Source organism: uncultured Granulicatella sp., assembly GCF_963515095.1.
GTDB lineage: Bacteria > Bacillota > Bacilli > Lactobacillales > Aerococcaceae > Granulicatella.
Map to the genome: position 1 here is coordinate 23,681 of NZ_CAUPXD010000008.1, position 18,201 is coordinate 41,881.

The following is an 18,201-nucleotide window of genomic DNA, read 5'->3' on the forward strand; positions in this document are numbered from 1 at the left end:
TATTACTCCTGCTATGGAGAAAAGTCTTTCTCATTGTGATGTGAATTTATGAGAGTCCGTAAAAAAATGATTGTTTTATAGCACTAGTAAAGATCCATACGTCACTCACATAAAAGAGAGTGAATAGAAAGAAAAAATATTTTTACCGTAGCAGTAATATAAGCCACGAGGGTAGTGGCTTATATTACGGGAAAATTTGAGACCAAGGCTCAAATTTTAGCCATGAGATTCGCAAAAGCGAAGCTGCTGGCGTCCCAGTTACAGTAAAAATGTTTTTTCTTCCTATTCACGAGTAAAAAGGTTTTACTTTAATCCTTCCCATTCTGCGAAAATTGGGTTAAATAATCTTTCATAAATTCGTGTCGCCCTTTTGCAATTTCACGAGCTTCAGGAGTATGTAAAGTGTCAGATAAAGTTAATAATTTTTCATAAAAATGTCCAATGGCAGTGTCTTCAAGATCATGAGCTTTTTCTAACACATCTAGAGGTTCTCCTGTATAAATCGGACGTTGGTACGCACCTGAATAAACAAAAGTACGAGCAATGGCAATTGCACCAATCGCATCGAGTCGATCCGCATCTTGAACAATTTTATCCTCAATTGTAATAGGTTGAAGAGGATTTTTCCCATTACGAAACCCAACTGCATCAATGGAGAAGAGAATCTTTTTAATTAAATCTTCTGACAATCCATGTTGTACTAATAAATCTCTCACTTCCAGTTTAGCTTCTTCAACATTAGAAACAATTTTGTGATCATATCGATCATGAAGTAGAGCAGCTAACTCAATTTGTAGATGATTTGCTTCAGGATAATGTTCAGCGATTTTTTTGGCGTTTTTCCATACTCTCTCAATATGATACCAATCATGCCCAGTAGTTTCCTGAGTGAAAAATTTTTTCATTTCATTTTGAATCTCAATAATGATTTCTTTTTGGTTCATTCTTTTTCCCTTTCCTATATCGAATAAAAAGACTTTTGGAATTCCCAAAAGTCTTTTTCATCTATTAATGTAACACTTTGTTTAAAAAATCTTGTGTACGACTGTGTTGAGGATTTTTGAAGATTTGTTCCGGTGTACCGTCTTCCACGACATAACCGCCATCCATGAAAATAACACGGTCACTTACTTCACGGGCAAATCCCATTTCGTGAGTTACAACAACCATTGTCATCCCATCTTTTGCTAATTGTTGCATTACTTCTAATACATCCCCAACCATTTCAGGGTCAAGAGCAGAAGTAGGTTCATCGAATAATAACATTTTTGGTTTCATCGCTAAAGCACGAGCAATGGCTACACGTTGTTTTTGTCCACCGGATAAAGTTTTTGGATAAACATCTGCTTTATCTTCTAGGCCAACCATTCCCAATAATTCTAAGGCATGTTTATCTGCATCTTCTTTTGATTCACGTCCTAATTCAACAGGAGCTAATGTAATATTCTCTTTAATTGTTAAATGAGGGAATAAGTTAAAGTGTTGGAATACCATTCCAATTTCTTGACGTACAAAGTTTAAATCTGTATTTTTATCGGTTAAATCATATCCATCAACAATAACTTTTCCTGCTGTTGTTTTTTCTAGACGATTTAAGCAACGTAAAAATGTTGATTTACCTGATCCAGAAGGACCGATAATACAAACTACTTGTCCTTCTTCGATTTCTAAATCAATCGATTTTAAGACTTCTAATTCACCGTAATTTTTTTTAAGGCCTTTTACTTCGATAATTGCCATCTTATGCCTTCCTTTCTAAACGTGCTGAAATTTTTGTTAATAGAGTAATAACGATTAAGTACATCATACCAACAATAAACCACATTGAACTTGATTGTAAGTTTCTTGCAATAATTATTTTACCAGTTTGTGTCAATTCTACAAGTCCTATGATTGATAAAATTGAAGTATCTTTCAATGTGATCACAAATTGGTTAATAAATGATGGAACCATTAAACGAATTGCTTGCGGTAAAATAATTTTTTGCATTGATTTGTAATAAGGTAATCCTAAACTCATTGCGGCTTCGCTTTGTCCTTTATCGATAGCATTAATACCACCACGAACTATTTCAGCGATATAAGCAGCAGCATTTAATCCTAATGTTGTAATAGCTGCAACTGTTGCATCTAAACGAAGGTTGAATGCTTGAGGAATTCCAAAATAAATGAAGAATGTTAAAACAATTAGTGGAATCCCACGCATAAAGTCAATGTAGATAGTTGCAATAGCTTCTAAAATAGAAATACGGCTAGTTCTCATTAGTCCTAAAAGAACACCAATCACTGTTGCAATTGCAAGAGAAACAAATGTAATCCAAATGGTATTCCATAATCCATTTAAAAGAGTTGGAGCATTCGTTTTTAATAATCCTAATAAACTTGTATCTTCAGTAGAAGTAGTTGTTGAATCATCTGTTCCAATGTATTTATTAATGATTTTATCGTACTCACCGTTAGATTTTAAAGTAGCTAATCCACGGTTGAAAGCTTCAATAAATTCAGTATTTTGATTTTTTAAGACGGCAACTCCATATTGGGTAACTTGTTCTTTATAAGAAGTTAGTGTCATCGGTAAGTGATTGCTACGAATTGCATAACCTAATACTGGATAATCTTCAAAAGCAGCCACACTATTTCCACTGACTACATCTTGATACATATTTGCTGAATCTTCAAATGTTGAAATAGTAAATCCATATTTTTCTTGAATAGAAGAAGCGAAACTTGCTCCTTGTGTACCGATTTTTACCGCGACGTTTTTACCGCGAAGTTCTTCGTAAGTGCTAATATTGCTTGAAGTACTTGCTGCCATTCCGATACCACTATCAAAGTATGAATCTGTGAAGTCGAATTTTTGTTTTCTTTCATCTGTTATACTCATTCCTGCGATAACCGCATCTACTTGTCCAGCTTCTAAAGCTTGAACAGCAGCGTTAAATCCTAGAGCTTTAATTTCAATTTCAAAATTTTCTTCTTTTGCAATAGCTTTGATTAAATCCATATCAATTCCAACATAATTACCAGAAGTATCTTGGAATTCAAATGGGGCAAAAGTTGTGTCTGTTGCAATGGTATATTTTTTTGTTGCAGCTTCAATTGGAGTAGAAAGAAGGAAAAATAAAATTCCTAATAAGCTAATCCAGAAGCTCTTTTTCTTAATGTTCGTATGTATTTTCATAAAGACCTCCAAGTTGTTAAAAATTAATGTGAGTTAATTTTACTAGATTTTAATGTAAAAAACAAAAAACAGTTCTCATGTCATGTTACATTTTATGACATGAGAACTGCTGTTGAGTCAATCTTTCTTTAAATGATGATTGAGTTCACTTAAAAGATTAATCATTATATCAAGTTTTTGTTCCATTCGATGAAGTAGATAAATACTCATCGCAATTGGAAATCCCATATTACTAATTAAAGCAATGAGTGGTTGAAGAAAATCTGCTTCCATAAAATCACCTCCTCTTACTATTAAAAAGAAGTATTTATAAAAAAATTACCCCCAAAAAAGGAGGTAATGACTTACTGTTGTTCATCTAAACATTTTTGAATAGCTTTTGCAACGCCACCATGCTTATTATCATCTGTTTGGTATTTAGCAATGTGCATAGCTTCTTGATTAGCATTTCCCATAGCGACACTATAACCAGCAAGTTTTAACATAGATACATCATTTGAATTGTCGCCAATCGCAAAAACTTCATCCATTGAAATCCCTAAAGTGTTTGCATAGTATTGAAGGGCAATTCCTTTTTGGGCATCTTTATGAGTTACTTCAATATTTGTTTTAAAAGAAGAAGTAACAACTAGATTAGGAAGTTCTTGTTCAACATAAGATTTAATTTCCATTAATGAATCTTCAGATTCGTAATTGGAAGTTAAGACTTTATAAATTTTAATCGTTGGGTTCTCTAAAACTTCCTCGATATTAGAAACATCTGTTGCATCAAAAAGTTTTTTTAATTTATTAAGTTCAGCTTCAAATTCTTCAGGAGTAAGCTCTGGATGATTTTCTTTAAAAGTAGCCACTCTTTTTGCAAATTTTTCTGCGAAGTGTAAAGAGAATAATCCTTTTGAAGTCATCATATCCCAATTGTTATGATATTTCTCAATTACTTGAATAAGTTTTCGTGTATCTTCATGAGAAAGTGTGACTTCTTTTAAAATGGTACCATCTTCTTGATAAATAACGGCTCCATTTAATCCAATGACAGGGCATTGAATATTTGCAGGTTCTAAGCAAAGGGAAGCTTGGTAGAAATCTCTTCCTGAGCAAATGACAAAGGGAAAATTCTTTTCCTGTAAATAATGAACCATTTTGATATTGTCCGGATGAATTGTAGAATGATCTTGTAAAATCGTCCCATCCATATCACTAGCAAATAATCGAATCATACGTTCACCTTTTTTGCTTCTTCTATATGTTGACGAAGCGTTGATAGATGTGCTTGAATTCTTTTAATACGAGGTTGGCTCATATGCTTAAAATTTTGTACATCTTCCATTATTTCTTCAGATAGTTCTTTTACTTGTGGAATAATTCGATATTGTAATTGTTGAGTTCCTTTTTGAAGAACAGGAATTCCATTACTTAAAGTAGAAATATCCTCAGATAAGCTGACGATATTGTCATATAACTGTTCACGGTTTTTCTTACCATTTTGTTTTGTTGTGAGTAAGGCAATCGTTCCACCGACAATACTTCCAAAAAGTAATCCTTTTACGAATTTTTTCATTTATTTTCTTCTCCAAATTTCTAAGTAAATTTTATCATGTGATCGACCATCGAATTTTTTCTTTTTAACGATTGTAGTCTGATTAAAAGGTAAATCTAATTTCTTATCACTTGGGTATACACGAGTCCATTTATAAAAATAAAAATCTACCTTGCCTTTATAATCGTCAAGTTGAATTTCTTCGTTTTCAATAAAAACAAAATCATTTTCTTTTGCGCCAGAAAGATCGAATTTTGCTAATGACTGGATAGAAACATCTGTACCTTCAAATAATTCTTTAGAATAATCAGATACGTATAAAGTTCCGTTTTCCTGTTTAACTTTGTTCACGATATTTTCAACTAAAAAAGCATCTCTTGATTGACGACGATGATTAAAAAGAACACCATTATCTTTATCTAATATATAAATGACTTTCATGGTTTATCCCTCTACATGTTTAGCAATATTTTGTGCGATACTTGCTAATTCTTCATGAGAATAGTCGTGAGTTTCCCATTTTAATCCAAAACCTTCTTCGTGTTTGTAACGAGGAATTAAATGGATATGAGAGTGGAAGACACTTTGGAAAGCAACTTCTCCATTATTGTTTAAAATATTAACTCCTTTTACTTCAGGGTTCATTGCTTTTAAAGCACGAGCGATTTTTGGAATTCTGCTAAATACGGCTGCAGCTAATTCTTCATCATACTCAAAAATATCTTTTACGTGTTTTTTTGGAACGACTAATGTATGACCAGGTGTTACTTGTCCTAGGTCTAAAAAGGCAATGACTACCTCATCTTCGTAGACAATGTGTGCCGGAATTTCTTTAGAAATAATTTTATCAAAAATGCAATCTGACATAATAAAAACCTCCTTGATGTGTATAGTCAAATCGTACCACGTGTAGTAGTGGAATGCAATGAAATCGCGAAGTTTTTCTTTGAATGAAAGTTTCTAGGAACTAGAATGAATTTTTGATATAATAATGCTAAATTGTGTAGGATTGGAGAAAGTTATGACATTAAAAGTAGATCATATAACAGCTGGTTATACTCAAGTTCCTGTTATTAAAAACATTTCTTTTGAAGTAAAATCAGGAGAAATTTGTGGACTTATTGGGTTAAATGGGGCAGGAAAGAGTACAACAATTAAATGTATTACAAATTTTATTCAACCATTTTCGGGAGAAATTTCGATTCAAGGGCATACGGTAGCAGAAAGTGTTCGAGATTATCGTAAATTAATTGCAGTTATTCCGGAGACACCAGTATTATATGAAGAATTAACCTTTAGAGAACATATCGAATTAACAGCGCGTGCGTATCAACAAGATACACCAGAAACAATGCATCGTGCGATGGAATTAGTAGAGCAGTTTCGTTTGACAAAACAATTAGATTGGTTCCCAGCTTATTTTTCAAAGGGAATGAAGCAAAAAGTACTCATTGTTTGTGCCTTAATGTTAGACGTTCCATTATATGTGGTCGATGAACCATTTTTAGGATTAGATCCATTAGGAATTCGTACATTATTAAATGTTTTAAAAGAGAAAAAAGAATCAGGTGCTGCAATCTTAATGTCTACGCATGTGCTAGATACTGCAGAAAAATATTGTGATCGTTTCATTGTTTTACATGATGGAGTGGTTCAAGCACAAGGAGATTTAGAAACGCTTAAAGGCGAAGTTAAAATTGATGAAACTTCATTAGAAGACGTGTATTTTGCATTAACAACGAATACAGGTGATCATCATGAATAGTGAACAATTGTGGGGAAGTCGTTTTAAGACTTATCAGAAAAAAGTAATGAAATATGCTAAATATATGATGAATGATCATTTTATGATTGTGTTCTTTTTCTTATTTGGTTTTCTATTGTTTCAATATTCAACATGGTTAAAAACGATTCGTATTTTAGAATGGCCGCTAATATTATTTGTCAGTTTATTATTAGCTGTTTTTCCATTATTTGGTGAAATTGCTACTTATGTAGAAGAGGCTGATTTACACTTTTTAAGTGTAATTGGTGAAGATTTTAAGCCTTATTTTAAACGTGCTATTCGTTATAGTTGGATTTTTCCATTAGTGATGAATTTTATTGCAACGATTTTTGTGTTGCCGATTTTTATGCAAGCATATGGGAACGGAATGATTCCATTTATTGCCATTTTTGTAACGCTATTATCACTAAAAGGATTCCATTTTATGATTCAAAAATCTGTGTTGGAAGGAAAATTGCCGAAAAATTCTTATTATAACCTAGCACTCTATTTAGTAAATAGTATTTGTTTACTTGGAATTCTTTCTTTTATTCCAAAAGTGTTTTCTTTATCGATGACACAAGTCTTGGCAGTTCTTGCATTTGAACTTTATCGTTTTGCGTCTGCTAAACCGGTACATTTTAAGTGGAATGAAATGATTCAAAGCGAACAAGCACGTCAACAAAGAATTTTCCGAGTGATTGCTTTATTTGTAGATGTTCCATTTTTAAAGAAACATCAAGCAAAACGTAATCAATCATTAGATATTTTTGTTAAACGCCTAACACCGAATCGGATTCATCCGTATCGTTATTTATTAGTTCGAACAGCATTAAGAAGTTCCAATTATGTTACGGTATTCCTTCAAATGATTGTAGCAACAGTTTTATTATCATTTGTTAGTTCCGTTTGGTATTGGATAATGGCAATTCAATCGATAATGATAGTAGTCATTTGTTTCCAATTTGCTTCCTTATATAAACATCCAAAAGCGCATTCTATTTATATTCATTCTTTATATAATCCAAAGGAAATGATGGATGATTTTATTGGAGTTGTTTTACAATTAGTCATTGGAGCAAGTACCATAATTAGCTTATTAACAGTTTTAGTTTCGAGAAATGTTTTTGTACTATCTGGACTTGTATGGTATCCACTATTATCAGCAGTATTCTTATATGGTTATTTAAAACCACGTTTAAATCGAAAAAAGAAAAGACGTTAAAAAAATAGATTTGCTGTGAAGCTTGACGGAACCATTGGGACAGCATACAATGAAAGATAACGAATAAACTCAAGAAATGGTCGGTAGGGATAGAAATATGGAACAAAATATGGATGCCGGATGGGATTTACATCCAATTGGAGGAGATACCGGACAAGCCTATATGGCAGTGAGAGCGCAGGAGAGAGTCTTTTTAAAAAGAAATTCTTCTCCATTTTTAGCTGCATTATCAGGCGAGGGAATTGCCCCTAAATTAATATGGACCAAAAGGGCTGGAAATGGAGATGTTTTAACAGCTCAAGAATGGTTAAATGGTCGATCCTTAACAACTGAAGAAATGAATTCGATGGAAGTGATTGATTTATTAAAAGAAATCCATCAATCTCCTAATTTACTATTAATGCTTCAAAAAATTCAAGGCGAAGAATATACCGCTCAGCATTTCATTGAAGATTATTTAGAAAATTTGCAGTCAGGTTTACAAAGTCATCGTTTCTTATCAGAAGTGTTAAATTATTTAAAAGAAACATTACCGCTTGTATTAGAAGCAGGAAAAACAGTTTGTCATGGAGATTTAGATCGTCGTAATTTTTTATTGGCAAATGATAAATTATATTTAATTGATTGGGAAATGGTTCGTTTAGCAGATCCTGTATCGGATTTAACGATGATTTTAACTCAATACATTCCAGTTCATCAATGGGGTGAATGGCTAGATGCCTATGGTTTAAACTTATCAACGAATATTTACCAACGAATTGAATGGTATGCACTAATGAATTGTTTAAACTTTATTAAGAAAAGTCATTTTGAAGGTCGTTATTATGAAATGAATGAAAAGATTTTAGTTGTAAAATCAATTTATAATCATCGTTTGATGAAAGAAGAGGAGTATTAAATTGCGTTTAAGAAATAAACCGTGGGCTAAAGATACATTATTAGCTCATCCAGATATGGTGATTCAAAATCCAGAAGAATGGAAAGGACGCTGGAAAGAGCGTTTTGGGAATGATCATCCAATTCATATTGAAATCGGTTCAGGAAAAGGTCAATTTGTCAGTGAAATGGCTAAGAAAAATCCAGATATTAATTATATTGGAATTGAAATTCAAACAAGTGTGATTGTCGTTGCATTAGAAAAGGCACTAGCTGCCCAAGTTCCAAACTTACAATTATTACATATTGATGGTGGAACGGTGACAGATTATTTTGAAGATGGTGAAGTGGATCGAATTTATTTGAATTTCTCTGATCCGTGGCCTAAAAAACGTCATGCTAAAAGACGCTTGACTCATGAAGATTTTCTAAAAGCATATGAACAAGTATTACCACTAGAGGGAGAAATTCATTTTAAAACAGATAATCGAGGCTTATTTGAATATAGTTTAGCTTCGTTCTCTCAATTTGGAATGATTTTAAAACAAGTGTGGTTAGATTTACACCAAGTAGAGTTTGAAGGCAATGTGATGACTGAATATGAAGAAAAGTTTTCTGCTAAAGGACATCCAATTTACCGAGTGGAAGCAATTTTTCCAAAAGAACGTCATCCCTATGAAGTGAAATAGAGGAGTGAGTAAAATGTCAAAAAATCAATCATCTTTTAAAGCAGGATTTTTCTTTGCAACTGGAGCTTTTCTAGGGGCATGGCTTATTTCTAAATTTTATGAAAAGAAGCTAGTCAATGGGGATGTTATTGTAGGGAATGTTCGTCGTTTGTTTACTGTTGTAGGTACGATTGAAGGTTCATGGATTGAAATGGAACCCGTATACATTGAACAAGAAGATTTTAGTGGCTATGTATATTATGGTGGCATTACTCGTAAAGAACAAGAAGAATTGGTGCAATATGAATTTTTTGCAGATGCCAAAACTGGTGCAGTTCTAGATTTATATAAAATAGCGTCAGCCTAAAAAGAGAATATTCTCATACAAAGAGTGACGTTAAAAGGAGCTCTGAAAGGACTGGGAACGGGACATTCGAGCTTTTTATTCTTATGGAGGCAAGAACAATGGAAAAGAAAACAGAAAGTTTAATTAAAACTTTAACAGAATTACAATCAACAAGTGGACATGAAAAAAATGTTCGAGAATTTATGAGAAAAGAATTGGAACCGTTAGTCGATCGCATCGAGCAAGATGGTTTAGGTGGGATTTTTGGGGTTCGTGACCATAAAGATGCCAATGCACCTAAAATTATGATTGCAGCACATATGGACGAAGTTGGATTTATGGTAACCAATATTACTGCAACAGGTTTATTAAAAGTAAGCCCGTTAGGTGGATGGAATCCATATGTCGTTTCTGCGCAACGATTTACATTGCAAACTCGTAAAGGAGATTATCCTGTAATTTCTAGCTCTGTTCCTCCACATTTATTACGTGCGGCTGGCGGGCAACAAGCAACGGTCAAAGTAACAGATATTTTATTTGATGCTGGATTCACTTCAAAGGACGAAGCAGAAGAATACGGAGTTCGTCCTGGAGATACAATTGTACCGTTAGTGGAAACAATTTGGACAGCGAATAAAAAACGAATGATTGCAAAATCATGGGATAATCGTTATGGTTGTACGGTAGTTTTAGAAGCTTTACGTGAATTGAAAAATGAAGCATTACCAAACACATTAATTGCTGGGGCAAATGTTCAAGAAGAAGTTGGACTACGTGGTACAGGACCAAGTGTTACAAAATTCAATCCGGATTTATTCTTTGCGGTAGATTGTTCTGCGGCAGATGATTTAACAGGTTCAAAAGATACATTTGGACATTTAGATCAAGGATTTTTATTAAGAATTTTAGATCCAGGTTTAATTACATTACCGCGTATGAAGGAATTTTTAGAAGATACTGCTTTAACTCACAATATTCCATTCCAATACTTTGTTTCTCAAGGTGGAACAGATGCCGGAAAAGCTCACTTAATGAATCAAGGAGTTCCAAGTACGGTGATTGGGGTATGTGCTCGTTATATTCATACGCATCAAACAATGTTTTCGATTAAAGACTATGAAGCAGCACGTGAAATGGTTATCCAAACAATTCGTGCTTTAGATCGTAGTACAGTTGATACAATTTTAGATGGAAGAACAAATTAATTTGAAAAATAAATTTAAGGAGATTATTATGTGGTTAAGTTTTTATAATCAAGAAGGTATTTCAGATACATTATTACTAACATCAGGAGCGGCAAGTCGTTATGATGTTGCAATTGAAACAAAAAATGGAGTAACACGTGTATTCGATGAAAAAACAAATACAGTGATTGGTTACAATATTGCAGGAATTTCAAATCATATCCGTTTTGAAAAAGCGGGACAACAATTTTTATCAGAGGAAGAACAAGCAACTGTGAAAGCATTAATCCAAGAAGCTGGATTTGATGGTGAAGCATTAGATTTATCTCCAAAAGATACTTTAGTTGTTGGATACGTTGAAACTTGTGTTCCTCATGAAGACTCAGATCATTTACATGTAACACAAACACGTGTTAGCCAAGATACTGTATTACAAATTGTTTGTGGAGCTCCAAATGTTAAAGCAGGACAAAAAGTTGTAGTAGCTATTCCAGGAACTGTAATGCCAAATGGAAGTATTATTTGGTCAGGAGAATTACGTGGGGTAGAAAGTCATGGAATGTTATGTTCTGCTCGTGAATTAGGCTTAGAAAATGCGCCTGCTAAAAAAGGGATTTTAGTGTTAAATGATGATGCTGTTATTGGAGAGCCGTTTAAAGGTTAAAAAATCGAAGAGGAGTGGTATTATTGTCAGATAACCATCGTTCGATCAGAGAGATTAGTAATCAATATTTACCAAATAAACAAAGTTCCAAAAGAAAATGGGTAGATTTTCCAAATTATTTACACCCAAAAGAAGAAATTTCTTTTGAAACAAATCAAGACAGGGAACAGGAAACAATTGTGGAACATTATTTGCCTTTTTCAAAACAACAGAAATCTGCTTTGGAAGAAAAAGATGCTCCTCAAACAAGAGATGGAATTTTCCAATCCTTTAAAGAAAGTAGTCAAAGAGGGAATAATCGGGAGAAATGGCGTAGTTTTTTACAAGAAAAGCCAACTCGAACTCGTTTTACTCCTTCAACTGTTCCATCCATTTTAAAAGGGATGACACCACCTTCTCAAATAAAAAAACAAATTCCTTATGAAGTATTAGAAGAAAATTTGAGAGTGAATACTGAGGAATTATTAATTTTTTCAAGTGAAGAAACACCTTTGGTTAAAGTGGAAGAAGTGGAAGTATCGCAAAAAGTAGTGGAGAAATCCTCGAAAAAAGTAACAAAACTTCAATCAGATCTTCCAACGACACAAATAGTGCAAGAAACATTATTAAATCATTTACCTGATACGCAAGCGATGGAAGTTTTAGCTCCTGAATTGCAACCTTTACCAGGAAAACAAAGAAGAGCAATGAATCGTTCATTATCATGGATTATGGAACAAGAACAAGGAAAAGATACATTACCATATAGTAAATAGTAAACATAGGAAGTGGAATTTATCATGGATAAAAGTAAAATTTATCATTTTACGGGTATAAAAGGCTCAGGAATGAGTGCGTTAGCTTTAGTATTACATGGAGAAGGATATTCTGTTCAAGGTTCTGACTTGGAGAATTATTTCTTTACTCAAAAAGGTTTAGAAGATGCGGGAATCAAAATGTTTCCGTTTTGTGCAGATAATATTCAAGAAGGACAAGTTGTTATTGCTGGAAATGCTTTTCCAGATAGTCACGAAGAATTAGTAGCAGCACGTGAAAAAGGGATTGAAGTAATTCGTTATCATAAATTTTTAGGTGAATTATTAAAAGGATACCAAAGTGTTGCAATAACAGGTTCGCATGGGAAAACAAGTACAACAGGATTATTAGCTCATGTTTTAAGTGCAATGGAACCAACGAGTTATTTAATTGGTGATGGTACAGGACATGGAGTAGAAGCATCTGAATACTTTGTATTAGAAGCGTGTGAATATAAACGTCATTTTATGGCTTATAAACCAGATTATGCCATTATGACAAATATCGATTTTGATCATCCTGATTATTATACAGATATTGACGATGTTCAAAGCGCTTTTGAATCATTTGGTCGTCAAGTGAAAAAAGGAATTATTGCTTGTGGGGATGATGAAAGACTACGTGAGTTAGATGTAACAACGCCAATTACTTATTATGGAATTACTAAAGAAAACGATGTTGTAGCTGAAAATATCGAAAAAGATACAGAAGGTAGCCATTTTGATGTTTATATTCATGGTAAATTTTATGGTAAATTTGATATTCCAACATTTGGAACGCATAATATTTTAAATGCGTTGGCTATTGTGACATTCTATTACTTAAATGATTTTAATCCAGAAGAGTTAGCAGCTAATTTAAAAACGTTTGGTGGAGTAAAACGTCGTTTCTCTGAGAAAAAAATTAAAGAAATTACAGTGATTGATGATTATGCACACCATCCTTCTGAAATTCGTGCAACATTAGATGCTGCAAGACAAAAATATCCAACAAAGAAAATTGTTGCTGTATTCCAACCACATACATTTACGAGAACAATTGCTTTATTAGATGAATTTGCCCAAGCATTATCATTAGCGGATGATGTCTATTTATGTGATATTTTTGCCTCTGTTCGTGAAAAATCTGGAAAAGTCTCGATTGAAGATTTAGCAGCGCTAGTTGAAGGTGGAGCAACCGTTTTAAAAATTGAAAATGTTTCACCATTATTGGTCTATAAAGATGCCGTTATTGTCTTTATGGGAGCAGGAGATGTACAAAAATTCGAGTTTGCTTATGAACAATTGTTAAGTAGTACTTCTCCAACACAAAATTAATTATGAAAATTTAATGAAAATGGTTGACATCATATTTTCATTTTGTTACAATGACTTTACAAATTAAATAAATGGTTATTGAACTTGAGGCGCGGATGACAAAAGTACGTGATTACGGAAAGGGGATTTCGCCGAAATGTAGCAAGGCTATGTTGGGGGCTGGTCATAATAGGTCAGTCACTGTCACACTCTCTGCCCAGACCAGTGTGAAGTGCAATCAATTACCGGGCAAAAGCAGTTTATGCTAATTTTTTCTGTACACTTTTTTAGGATAAGAGTCTGTTCAGGGGAGATTGCGAACCTTTTGTTCGTAGTCTCTCTTTTTTATTTGAGTCCTGAAGTTTATAGCCAAGAGGAGAGGATTTTTATGAAAAAAAATTTATTAAAAGGATTATTAACTGTAGCAATCGGTTTAGGCTTAGCAGCATGTGGAAGTAAATCATCAAGCAACCAATTAGTTGTTGGGATGGAAGCGGGATATCCTCCATTTAACTGGACACAACAAACAGATGCTAATGGCGGAGTGAAAATCCAAGGAACAAATGATTATGCTGGTGGATATGACGTTGAAATTGCAAAACGTGTCGCTAAAAAATTAAATAAAGAATTAGTTGTTGTAAAAACTGAGTGGGATGGCTTAACACCAGGCGTTGTTTCTGGTAAACTAGATGCAATCATAGCTGGTATGAGTCCAACTGCTGAAAGAAAAGAAGCGATTGATTTTTCAGATAACTATTACAAATCACAATTAGTAATGATTGTTAAAAAAGGTAGCAAATTTGAACAGGCTAAAACATTAGCTGATTTCTCAGGTGCTAAAGTAACTGGACAATTAAACACTTTCCACTATAGTGTGATTGACCAAATTCCTGGAGTTGCGAAACAACCTGCAATGGATAACTTCCCTGCAATGCGTGTAGCATTACAAGCTGGAACAATTGATGCATATGTTTCTGAATTACCAGAAGGTGTTTCTGCTCAAGCAGCAAATTCAGATTTTGTGATGATTAAATTAACAGATGGATTCCAAGCAAGTGATGAAGATACAGATACAGCTGTTGGATTGAAAAAAAATAGCCCATTAAAAGATGCTATCAACAAAGCTTTATCAGAAATTTCTGATGCTGAACGTCAACAAATTATGGATGAAGCAATCAAAAATCAACCTGCAGCTAACTAACATATTTTAATAAACTAGAAGGGGAAACCCTTCTAGATACATAATTAAAAAAAGAAAGAGGACAAAAGATGAATATTGAATGGATTATCAAAATTATACAAGATAATTGGCCAATGTTTCTAAATGGAGCTTGGGTAACCTTATATATTTCTATTATTGGGACAATTATTGGAACAGGAATCGGATTGTTAATTGGATTAGTAAAAACTATTCCAATGCCAGAAAAAGGGTCAAAAAGAATTACTTTAAAAATTGCTAATGCGATTTTAACAGCTTATACAGAGTTTTTCAGAGGGACACCGATGATTGTACAAGCAATGGTTATTTATTATGGATCAGCGTTAGCGTTTGGGATTGATATGGATCGTACGTTTGCTGCGATTTTCATTGTATCGATTAACACTGGTGCTTATATGTCTGAAATTGTTCGTGGAGGAATTATTTCTATCGACAAAGGACAATTTGAAGCCGCTCAAGCCATTGGGATGACACACACTCAAACAATGATGAATGTTGTGTTCCCGCAAGTCATTCGTAATATTTTACCAGCAACAGGTAATGAGTTTGTCATTAACATTAAAGATACTTCAGTATTGAACGTAATCTCTGTTTCAGAATTATACTTTGCAACAAAAACAGTTGCAGGAGCAAACTTCCGTTACTTTGAAACATTCTTTGTCACTTTGATTTTATACTTTATTATGACAACAGTTTTAACACAAATTTTACGTTATATTGAACGTAGAATGGATGGCCCAGATAACTATGAAATTATTCATTCAGATCCATTAAATTCTAATTCAATGGCATCTGTATACGAAAAAACGAAAGGGAAAGGATAAGAATCATGAGTCAAGAAGTAGTAACGATTAAACATTTAAATAAAGTATTCGGGACTCATGAAGTCCTAAAAGATATTTCATTTTCAGTACAAGCTGGAGAAGTAGTAACGATTATTGGTTCTTCTGGTTCGGGAAAATCAACATTGTTACGTTGTGTGAACTTATTAGAAAAACCAACTTCTGGTGAAATTTTATATAACGGAAAAAATATTTTAGACGAAGATACAAATATTTATGAATATCGTACGCATTTAGGAATGGTTTTCCAACAATTTAATTTATTTAACAACTTAAATGTATTAGAAAACTGTACAGTGGGTCCTATCAAAGTGTTGAAAAAATCAAAAGAAGAAGCTGAGGAAATTGCAAAAGGCTTCTTAGAAAAAGTTGGAATGAGGGCGTACTTAAATGCTCGTCCTCGTCAATTATCAGGTGGACAAAAACAACGTGTAGCAATTGCTAGATCTTTATCAATGCAACCTGATGTATTATTATTTGACGAACCGACTTCTGCATTAGACCCAGAGATGGTAAATGAAGTTTTAGAGACAATGAAGAGTTTAGCTCATACTGGATTAACAATGATTATTGTGACACACGAAATGGAATTTGCTAGAGACGTCAGTGACCGTGTTATCTTTATGGATAAAGGAGTTATTGCTGAAGAGGGAACTGCAGAGCAAATCTTTACAAATCCGCAAAAAGAAAGAACCAAAGAGTTCTTAATGCGTGTATTGTCGTAAATTGACTTTTCTGATAGTAGTAAAGGACGGCAGCAGTTATCGAAAGATATCTGCTGCCGAACTATTTTAGATAGACTAGAATGGAGAATTTTTTCGTTTAATAGCTCCTGTTGGACAGTGAGTATAGGCTTCTTTAAAAGTTTCTATTTCTTGTTCAGGAATGGGGAGGCTTCCGGTATTGTTATCTTGTTTAATAAAGGCTATCCCATCAGTATCGTACTCAAAAAGATTGCTGGCTTTTAATTGGCAAATACCGCATGCAATACAACTCTCACAATCGACTTTTCCATAAATGGGTTGTATTTTTTTTGAATTCATATGAGAGCCTCCATTTCTAATAGTTATTTATGCTTATTGTAAGTTTCTCATATTTTTTAAAAATTTTCAAAATATTTAAAAAAGCGATGACAATACTAAAAAATATGCTAAAATACAATGTAGAGAAGGAAAAGATTGCATATTATAGATGAAATATGCTATAGTTTTATATGAGAAAAGTCTAATGACGACAGTGGTTGAATTTAGGAGGATTTTTAATGACTGATAATTTTAATAATGAAAGAAACCAAAAAGATGAGCAACCATGGGATCGCCAATTTGGTGAAGATACACAAAAAGCGCGTCAGTATTCACGTAGTGCTCGTAATGCTAATGGTAAAGCATCAGCTCCATTATTAAGTGTGTTATTATTTGTATTTATTGTAGTAGTGGTATCTCCATTATTATTTATGATGTGGTTCTATTGGTCAAGTTCCAAAGCTGAGGTTAAACCACGTACAGCAGATGAAGTAATGTTGACAAAAGTAGTAGAAACAACTACTGCAGAAACAACTACAGTTGAAACAACAGCTTCTACAACAAATGCAAATACTACAACTTCATCATCATCAGCTTCAAGACAACAACAAAATAATCAAAGAGAACAGAATACGCCTGAAACACCTACTACTCAAAATGGTGCATATGGAAGTTATACTGTTCAGGCTGGTGAAACATTATATAGAATTGCAGTGAATCATGGAATGGACGTTGATACATTAAAATCGATTAATGGATTAACAACAAATAATATTTCACCAGGAATGCAATTAAAAGTATTACAACCAAGACAATAACAGCTAAAGGCTGGGCAGCAAGTCCAGCCTTTTAGGTTGTTATAGGAAAAAGTTAAAAATTTAAAGGAGATATATGTTATGCAAGTTGCAATTGATGGGCCTGCTTCATCTGGGAAAAGTACTATTTCAAAATTAATTGCGAAAGAAAATCACTTTTTATATTTAGATACAGGTGCGATGTATCGTGTAGTGACATTAGCAGTTTTACGTAACCATATTTCATTAGAAGACCATGATGCTATTAATGAGTTAGTTCAAAATATTGAAATTCGTTTTACAATGAAAGATGGAAAGCAAAGTGTATTTATGAACGGGGAAGATGTAACAGATGAGATTAGAAGTGTGGAAGTGACTAAAAATGTTTCTGCAGTTTCTGCACTAAAAGAAGTTCGTACTAGATTAGTTTATTTACAACAGGAAATTGCGGAAAATCATTCGATCATTATGGATGGAAGAGACATTGGCACAGTTGTACTTCCTCAAGCAGACATTAAAATTTTTCTTGTAGCAAGTGTAGAAGAACGTGCAAAACGTCGATATATTGAAAATCAAGAAAAAGGCATTGAGATGTCTTATGAGGAATTGGTGGAAGATATTCGACGTCGTGATTATATTGATTCTACTCGCAAAGAATCTCCACTAAAAAAAGCAGATGATGCTATAGAGATTGATACAACTACAATGACGATTGATGATGTTGTAAAAACGGTGACTGCATTAATTCAAAAGAACCAATAGTATAGCTGTTTTCAAAGGAAATTACT

21 protein-coding genes, 1 pseudogene and 1 riboswitch are annotated in these 18,201 nt (G+C 33.4%); of the genes and pseudogenes, 13 read left to right on the forward strand and 9 right to left on the reverse strand.

From position 1 onward, the window contains the following. Positions 1 to 308: 308 nt before the first annotated feature. The 8 genes from RWL86_RS03235 to RWL86_RS03270 form a co-directional block, all read right to left on the reverse strand. Positions 309 to 944 carry an HD domain-containing protein gene (locus RWL86_RS03235; RefSeq protein WP_314077149.1) on the reverse strand — a complete coding sequence of 212 codons (636 nt, stop codon included), beginning with the start codon at positions 942 to 944 and terminating at the stop codon, positions 309 to 311. Between the two features lie 64 nt (positions 945 to 1,008). Continuing rightward, positions 1,009 to 1,740, reverse strand: coding sequence for an amino acid ABC transporter ATP-binding protein (locus tag RWL86_RS03240; RefSeq protein ID WP_314077150.1), 732 nt, complete (start codon positions 1,738 to 1,740; stop codon positions 1,009 to 1,011). 1 nt (position 1,741) lies between these two features. Continuing rightward, positions 1,742 to 3,181, reverse strand: a complete 1,440-nt coding sequence (locus tag RWL86_RS03245; RefSeq protein ID WP_314077151.1) for an amino acid ABC transporter substrate-binding protein/permease — start codon at positions 3,179 to 3,181, stop codon at positions 1,742 to 1,744. A gap of 117 nt (positions 3,182 to 3,298) precedes the next feature. Continuing rightward, complete coding sequence (locus RWL86_RS03250; protein WP_314077152.1) at positions 3,299 to 3,454, reverse strand: YvrJ family protein; 156 nt, start codon at positions 3,452 to 3,454, stop codon at positions 3,299 to 3,301. A gap of 71 nt (positions 3,455 to 3,525) precedes the next feature. Then, positions 3,526 to 4,398, reverse strand: a complete 873-nt coding sequence (locus RWL86_RS03255; protein WP_314077153.1) for a Cof-type HAD-IIB family hydrolase — start codon at positions 4,396 to 4,398, stop codon at positions 3,526 to 3,528. After that, complete coding sequence (locus RWL86_RS03260; RefSeq protein ID WP_314077154.1) at positions 4,395 to 4,739, reverse strand: YtxH domain-containing protein; 345 nt, start codon at positions 4,737 to 4,739, stop codon at positions 4,395 to 4,397. Before RWL86_RS03260 ends, RWL86_RS03255 begins: the two co-directional genes overlap by 4 nt. Next, positions 4,740 to 5,159 carry a hypothetical protein gene (locus RWL86_RS03265; protein ID WP_314077155.1) on the reverse strand — a complete coding sequence of 140 codons (420 nt, stop codon included), beginning with the start codon at positions 5,157 to 5,159 and terminating at the stop codon, positions 4,740 to 4,742. A gap of 3 nt (positions 5,160 to 5,162) precedes the next feature. Then, positions 5,163 to 5,585 carry an HIT family protein gene (locus RWL86_RS03270; RefSeq protein ID WP_314077156.1) on the reverse strand — a complete coding sequence of 141 codons (423 nt, stop codon included), beginning with the start codon at positions 5,583 to 5,585 and terminating at the stop codon, positions 5,163 to 5,165. A 154-nt stretch (positions 5,586 to 5,739) separates the two neighbouring features. Here RWL86_RS03270 and RWL86_RS03275 point away from each other — a divergent pair, with 154 nt between their 5' ends. The 11 genes and pseudogenes from RWL86_RS03275 to RWL86_RS03325 all read left to right on the forward strand — a co-directional run bounded on the left by RWL86_RS03275 (position 5,740) and on the right by RWL86_RS03325 (position 16,322). Continuing rightward, the gene (locus tag RWL86_RS03275; protein WP_314077157.1) at positions 5,740 to 6,483 is read left to right on the forward strand and encodes an ABC transporter ATP-binding protein; all 744 of its coding nucleotides are present in this window, start codon (positions 5,740 to 5,742) and stop codon (positions 6,481 to 6,483) included. Further along, on the forward strand, positions 6,476 to 7,708 hold the full coding sequence (locus RWL86_RS03280) for an ABC transporter permease (RefSeq protein ID WP_314077158.1): 1,233 nt from the start codon (positions 6,476 to 6,478) through the stop codon (positions 7,706 to 7,708). Before RWL86_RS03275 ends, RWL86_RS03280 begins: the two co-directional genes overlap by 8 nt. A gap of 97 nt (positions 7,709 to 7,805) precedes the next feature. Further along, positions 7,806 to 8,606, forward strand: coding sequence for a phosphotransferase family protein (locus tag RWL86_RS03285; RefSeq protein ID WP_314077159.1), 801 nt, complete (start codon positions 7,806 to 7,808; stop codon positions 8,604 to 8,606). Position 8,607: 1 nt separating this feature from the next. Continuing rightward, a complete protein-coding gene (trmB, locus tag RWL86_RS03290) occupies positions 8,608 to 9,273 on the forward strand; it encodes a tRNA (guanosine(46)-N7)-methyltransferase TrmB (RefSeq protein WP_314077160.1) in 666 nt (221 codons plus the stop codon). Positions 9,274 to 9,286: 13 nt separating this feature from the next. Further along, on the forward strand, positions 9,287 to 9,619 hold the full coding sequence (locus RWL86_RS03295) for a PepSY domain-containing protein (RefSeq protein ID WP_314077161.1): 333 nt from the start codon (positions 9,287 to 9,289) through the stop codon (positions 9,617 to 9,619). Positions 9,620 to 9,717: 98 nt separating this feature from the next. After that, positions 9,718 to 10,803 (forward strand): glutamyl aminopeptidase, encoded by a 1,086-nt coding sequence (pepA, locus tag RWL86_RS03300; RefSeq protein WP_314077162.1) that lies wholly within the window; start codon positions 9,718 to 9,720, stop codon positions 10,801 to 10,803. 28 nt (positions 10,804 to 10,831) lie between these two features. Further along, positions 10,832 to 11,446: a YtpR family tRNA-binding protein gene (ytpR, locus tag RWL86_RS03305; protein WP_314077163.1), complete on the forward strand. Its 615-nt coding sequence runs from the start codon at positions 10,832 to 10,834 to the stop codon at positions 11,444 to 11,446. A 23-nt stretch (positions 11,447 to 11,469) separates the two neighbouring features. Further along, on the forward strand, positions 11,470 to 12,201 hold the full coding sequence (locus tag RWL86_RS03310) for a hypothetical protein (protein WP_314077164.1): 732 nt from the start codon (positions 11,470 to 11,472) through the stop codon (positions 12,199 to 12,201). A gap of 24 nt (positions 12,202 to 12,225) precedes the next feature. Then, positions 12,226 to 13,557, forward strand: a complete 1,332-nt coding sequence (gene murC / locus RWL86_RS03315; protein WP_314077165.1) for a UDP-N-acetylmuramate--L-alanine ligase — start codon at positions 12,226 to 12,228, stop codon at positions 13,555 to 13,557. Positions 13,558 to 13,633: 76 nt separating this feature from the next. After that, a riboswitch (Lysine riboswitch) is annotated at positions 13,634 to 13,781 on the forward strand. A 143-nt stretch (positions 13,782 to 13,924) separates the two neighbouring features. Beyond that, positions 13,925 to 15,579, forward strand: a pseudogene (locus RWL86_RS03320) (ABC transporter permease subunit). 5 nt (positions 15,580 to 15,584) lie between these two features. Next, positions 15,585 to 16,322: an amino acid ABC transporter ATP-binding protein gene (locus RWL86_RS03325; RefSeq protein WP_314077166.1), complete on the forward strand. Its 738-nt coding sequence runs from the start codon at positions 15,585 to 15,587 to the stop codon at positions 16,320 to 16,322. Between the two features lie 75 nt (positions 16,323 to 16,397). Here the strand turns inward: RWL86_RS03325 and RWL86_RS03330 are convergent, their stop codons facing one another. After that, on the reverse strand, positions 16,398 to 16,640 hold the full coding sequence (locus tag RWL86_RS03330) for a ferredoxin (protein WP_314077167.1): 243 nt from the start codon (positions 16,638 to 16,640) through the stop codon (positions 16,398 to 16,400). Between the two features lie 218 nt (positions 16,641 to 16,858). On the opposite strand from RWL86_RS03330, the gene RWL86_RS03335 reads away from it, so the two are divergent. Both RWL86_RS03335 and cmk read left to right on the forward strand, forming a co-directional pair. Further along, complete coding sequence (locus tag RWL86_RS03335) at positions 16,859 to 17,437, forward strand: SAG1386/EF1546 family surface-associated protein (protein WP_314077168.1); 579 nt, start codon at positions 16,859 to 16,861, stop codon at positions 17,435 to 17,437. Between the two features lie 78 nt (positions 17,438 to 17,515). After that, positions 17,516 to 18,175, forward strand: coding sequence for a (d)CMP kinase (cmk, locus tag RWL86_RS03340; RefSeq protein WP_314077169.1), 660 nt, complete (start codon positions 17,516 to 17,518; stop codon positions 18,173 to 18,175). Positions 18,176 to 18,201: the final 26 nt, after the last annotated feature.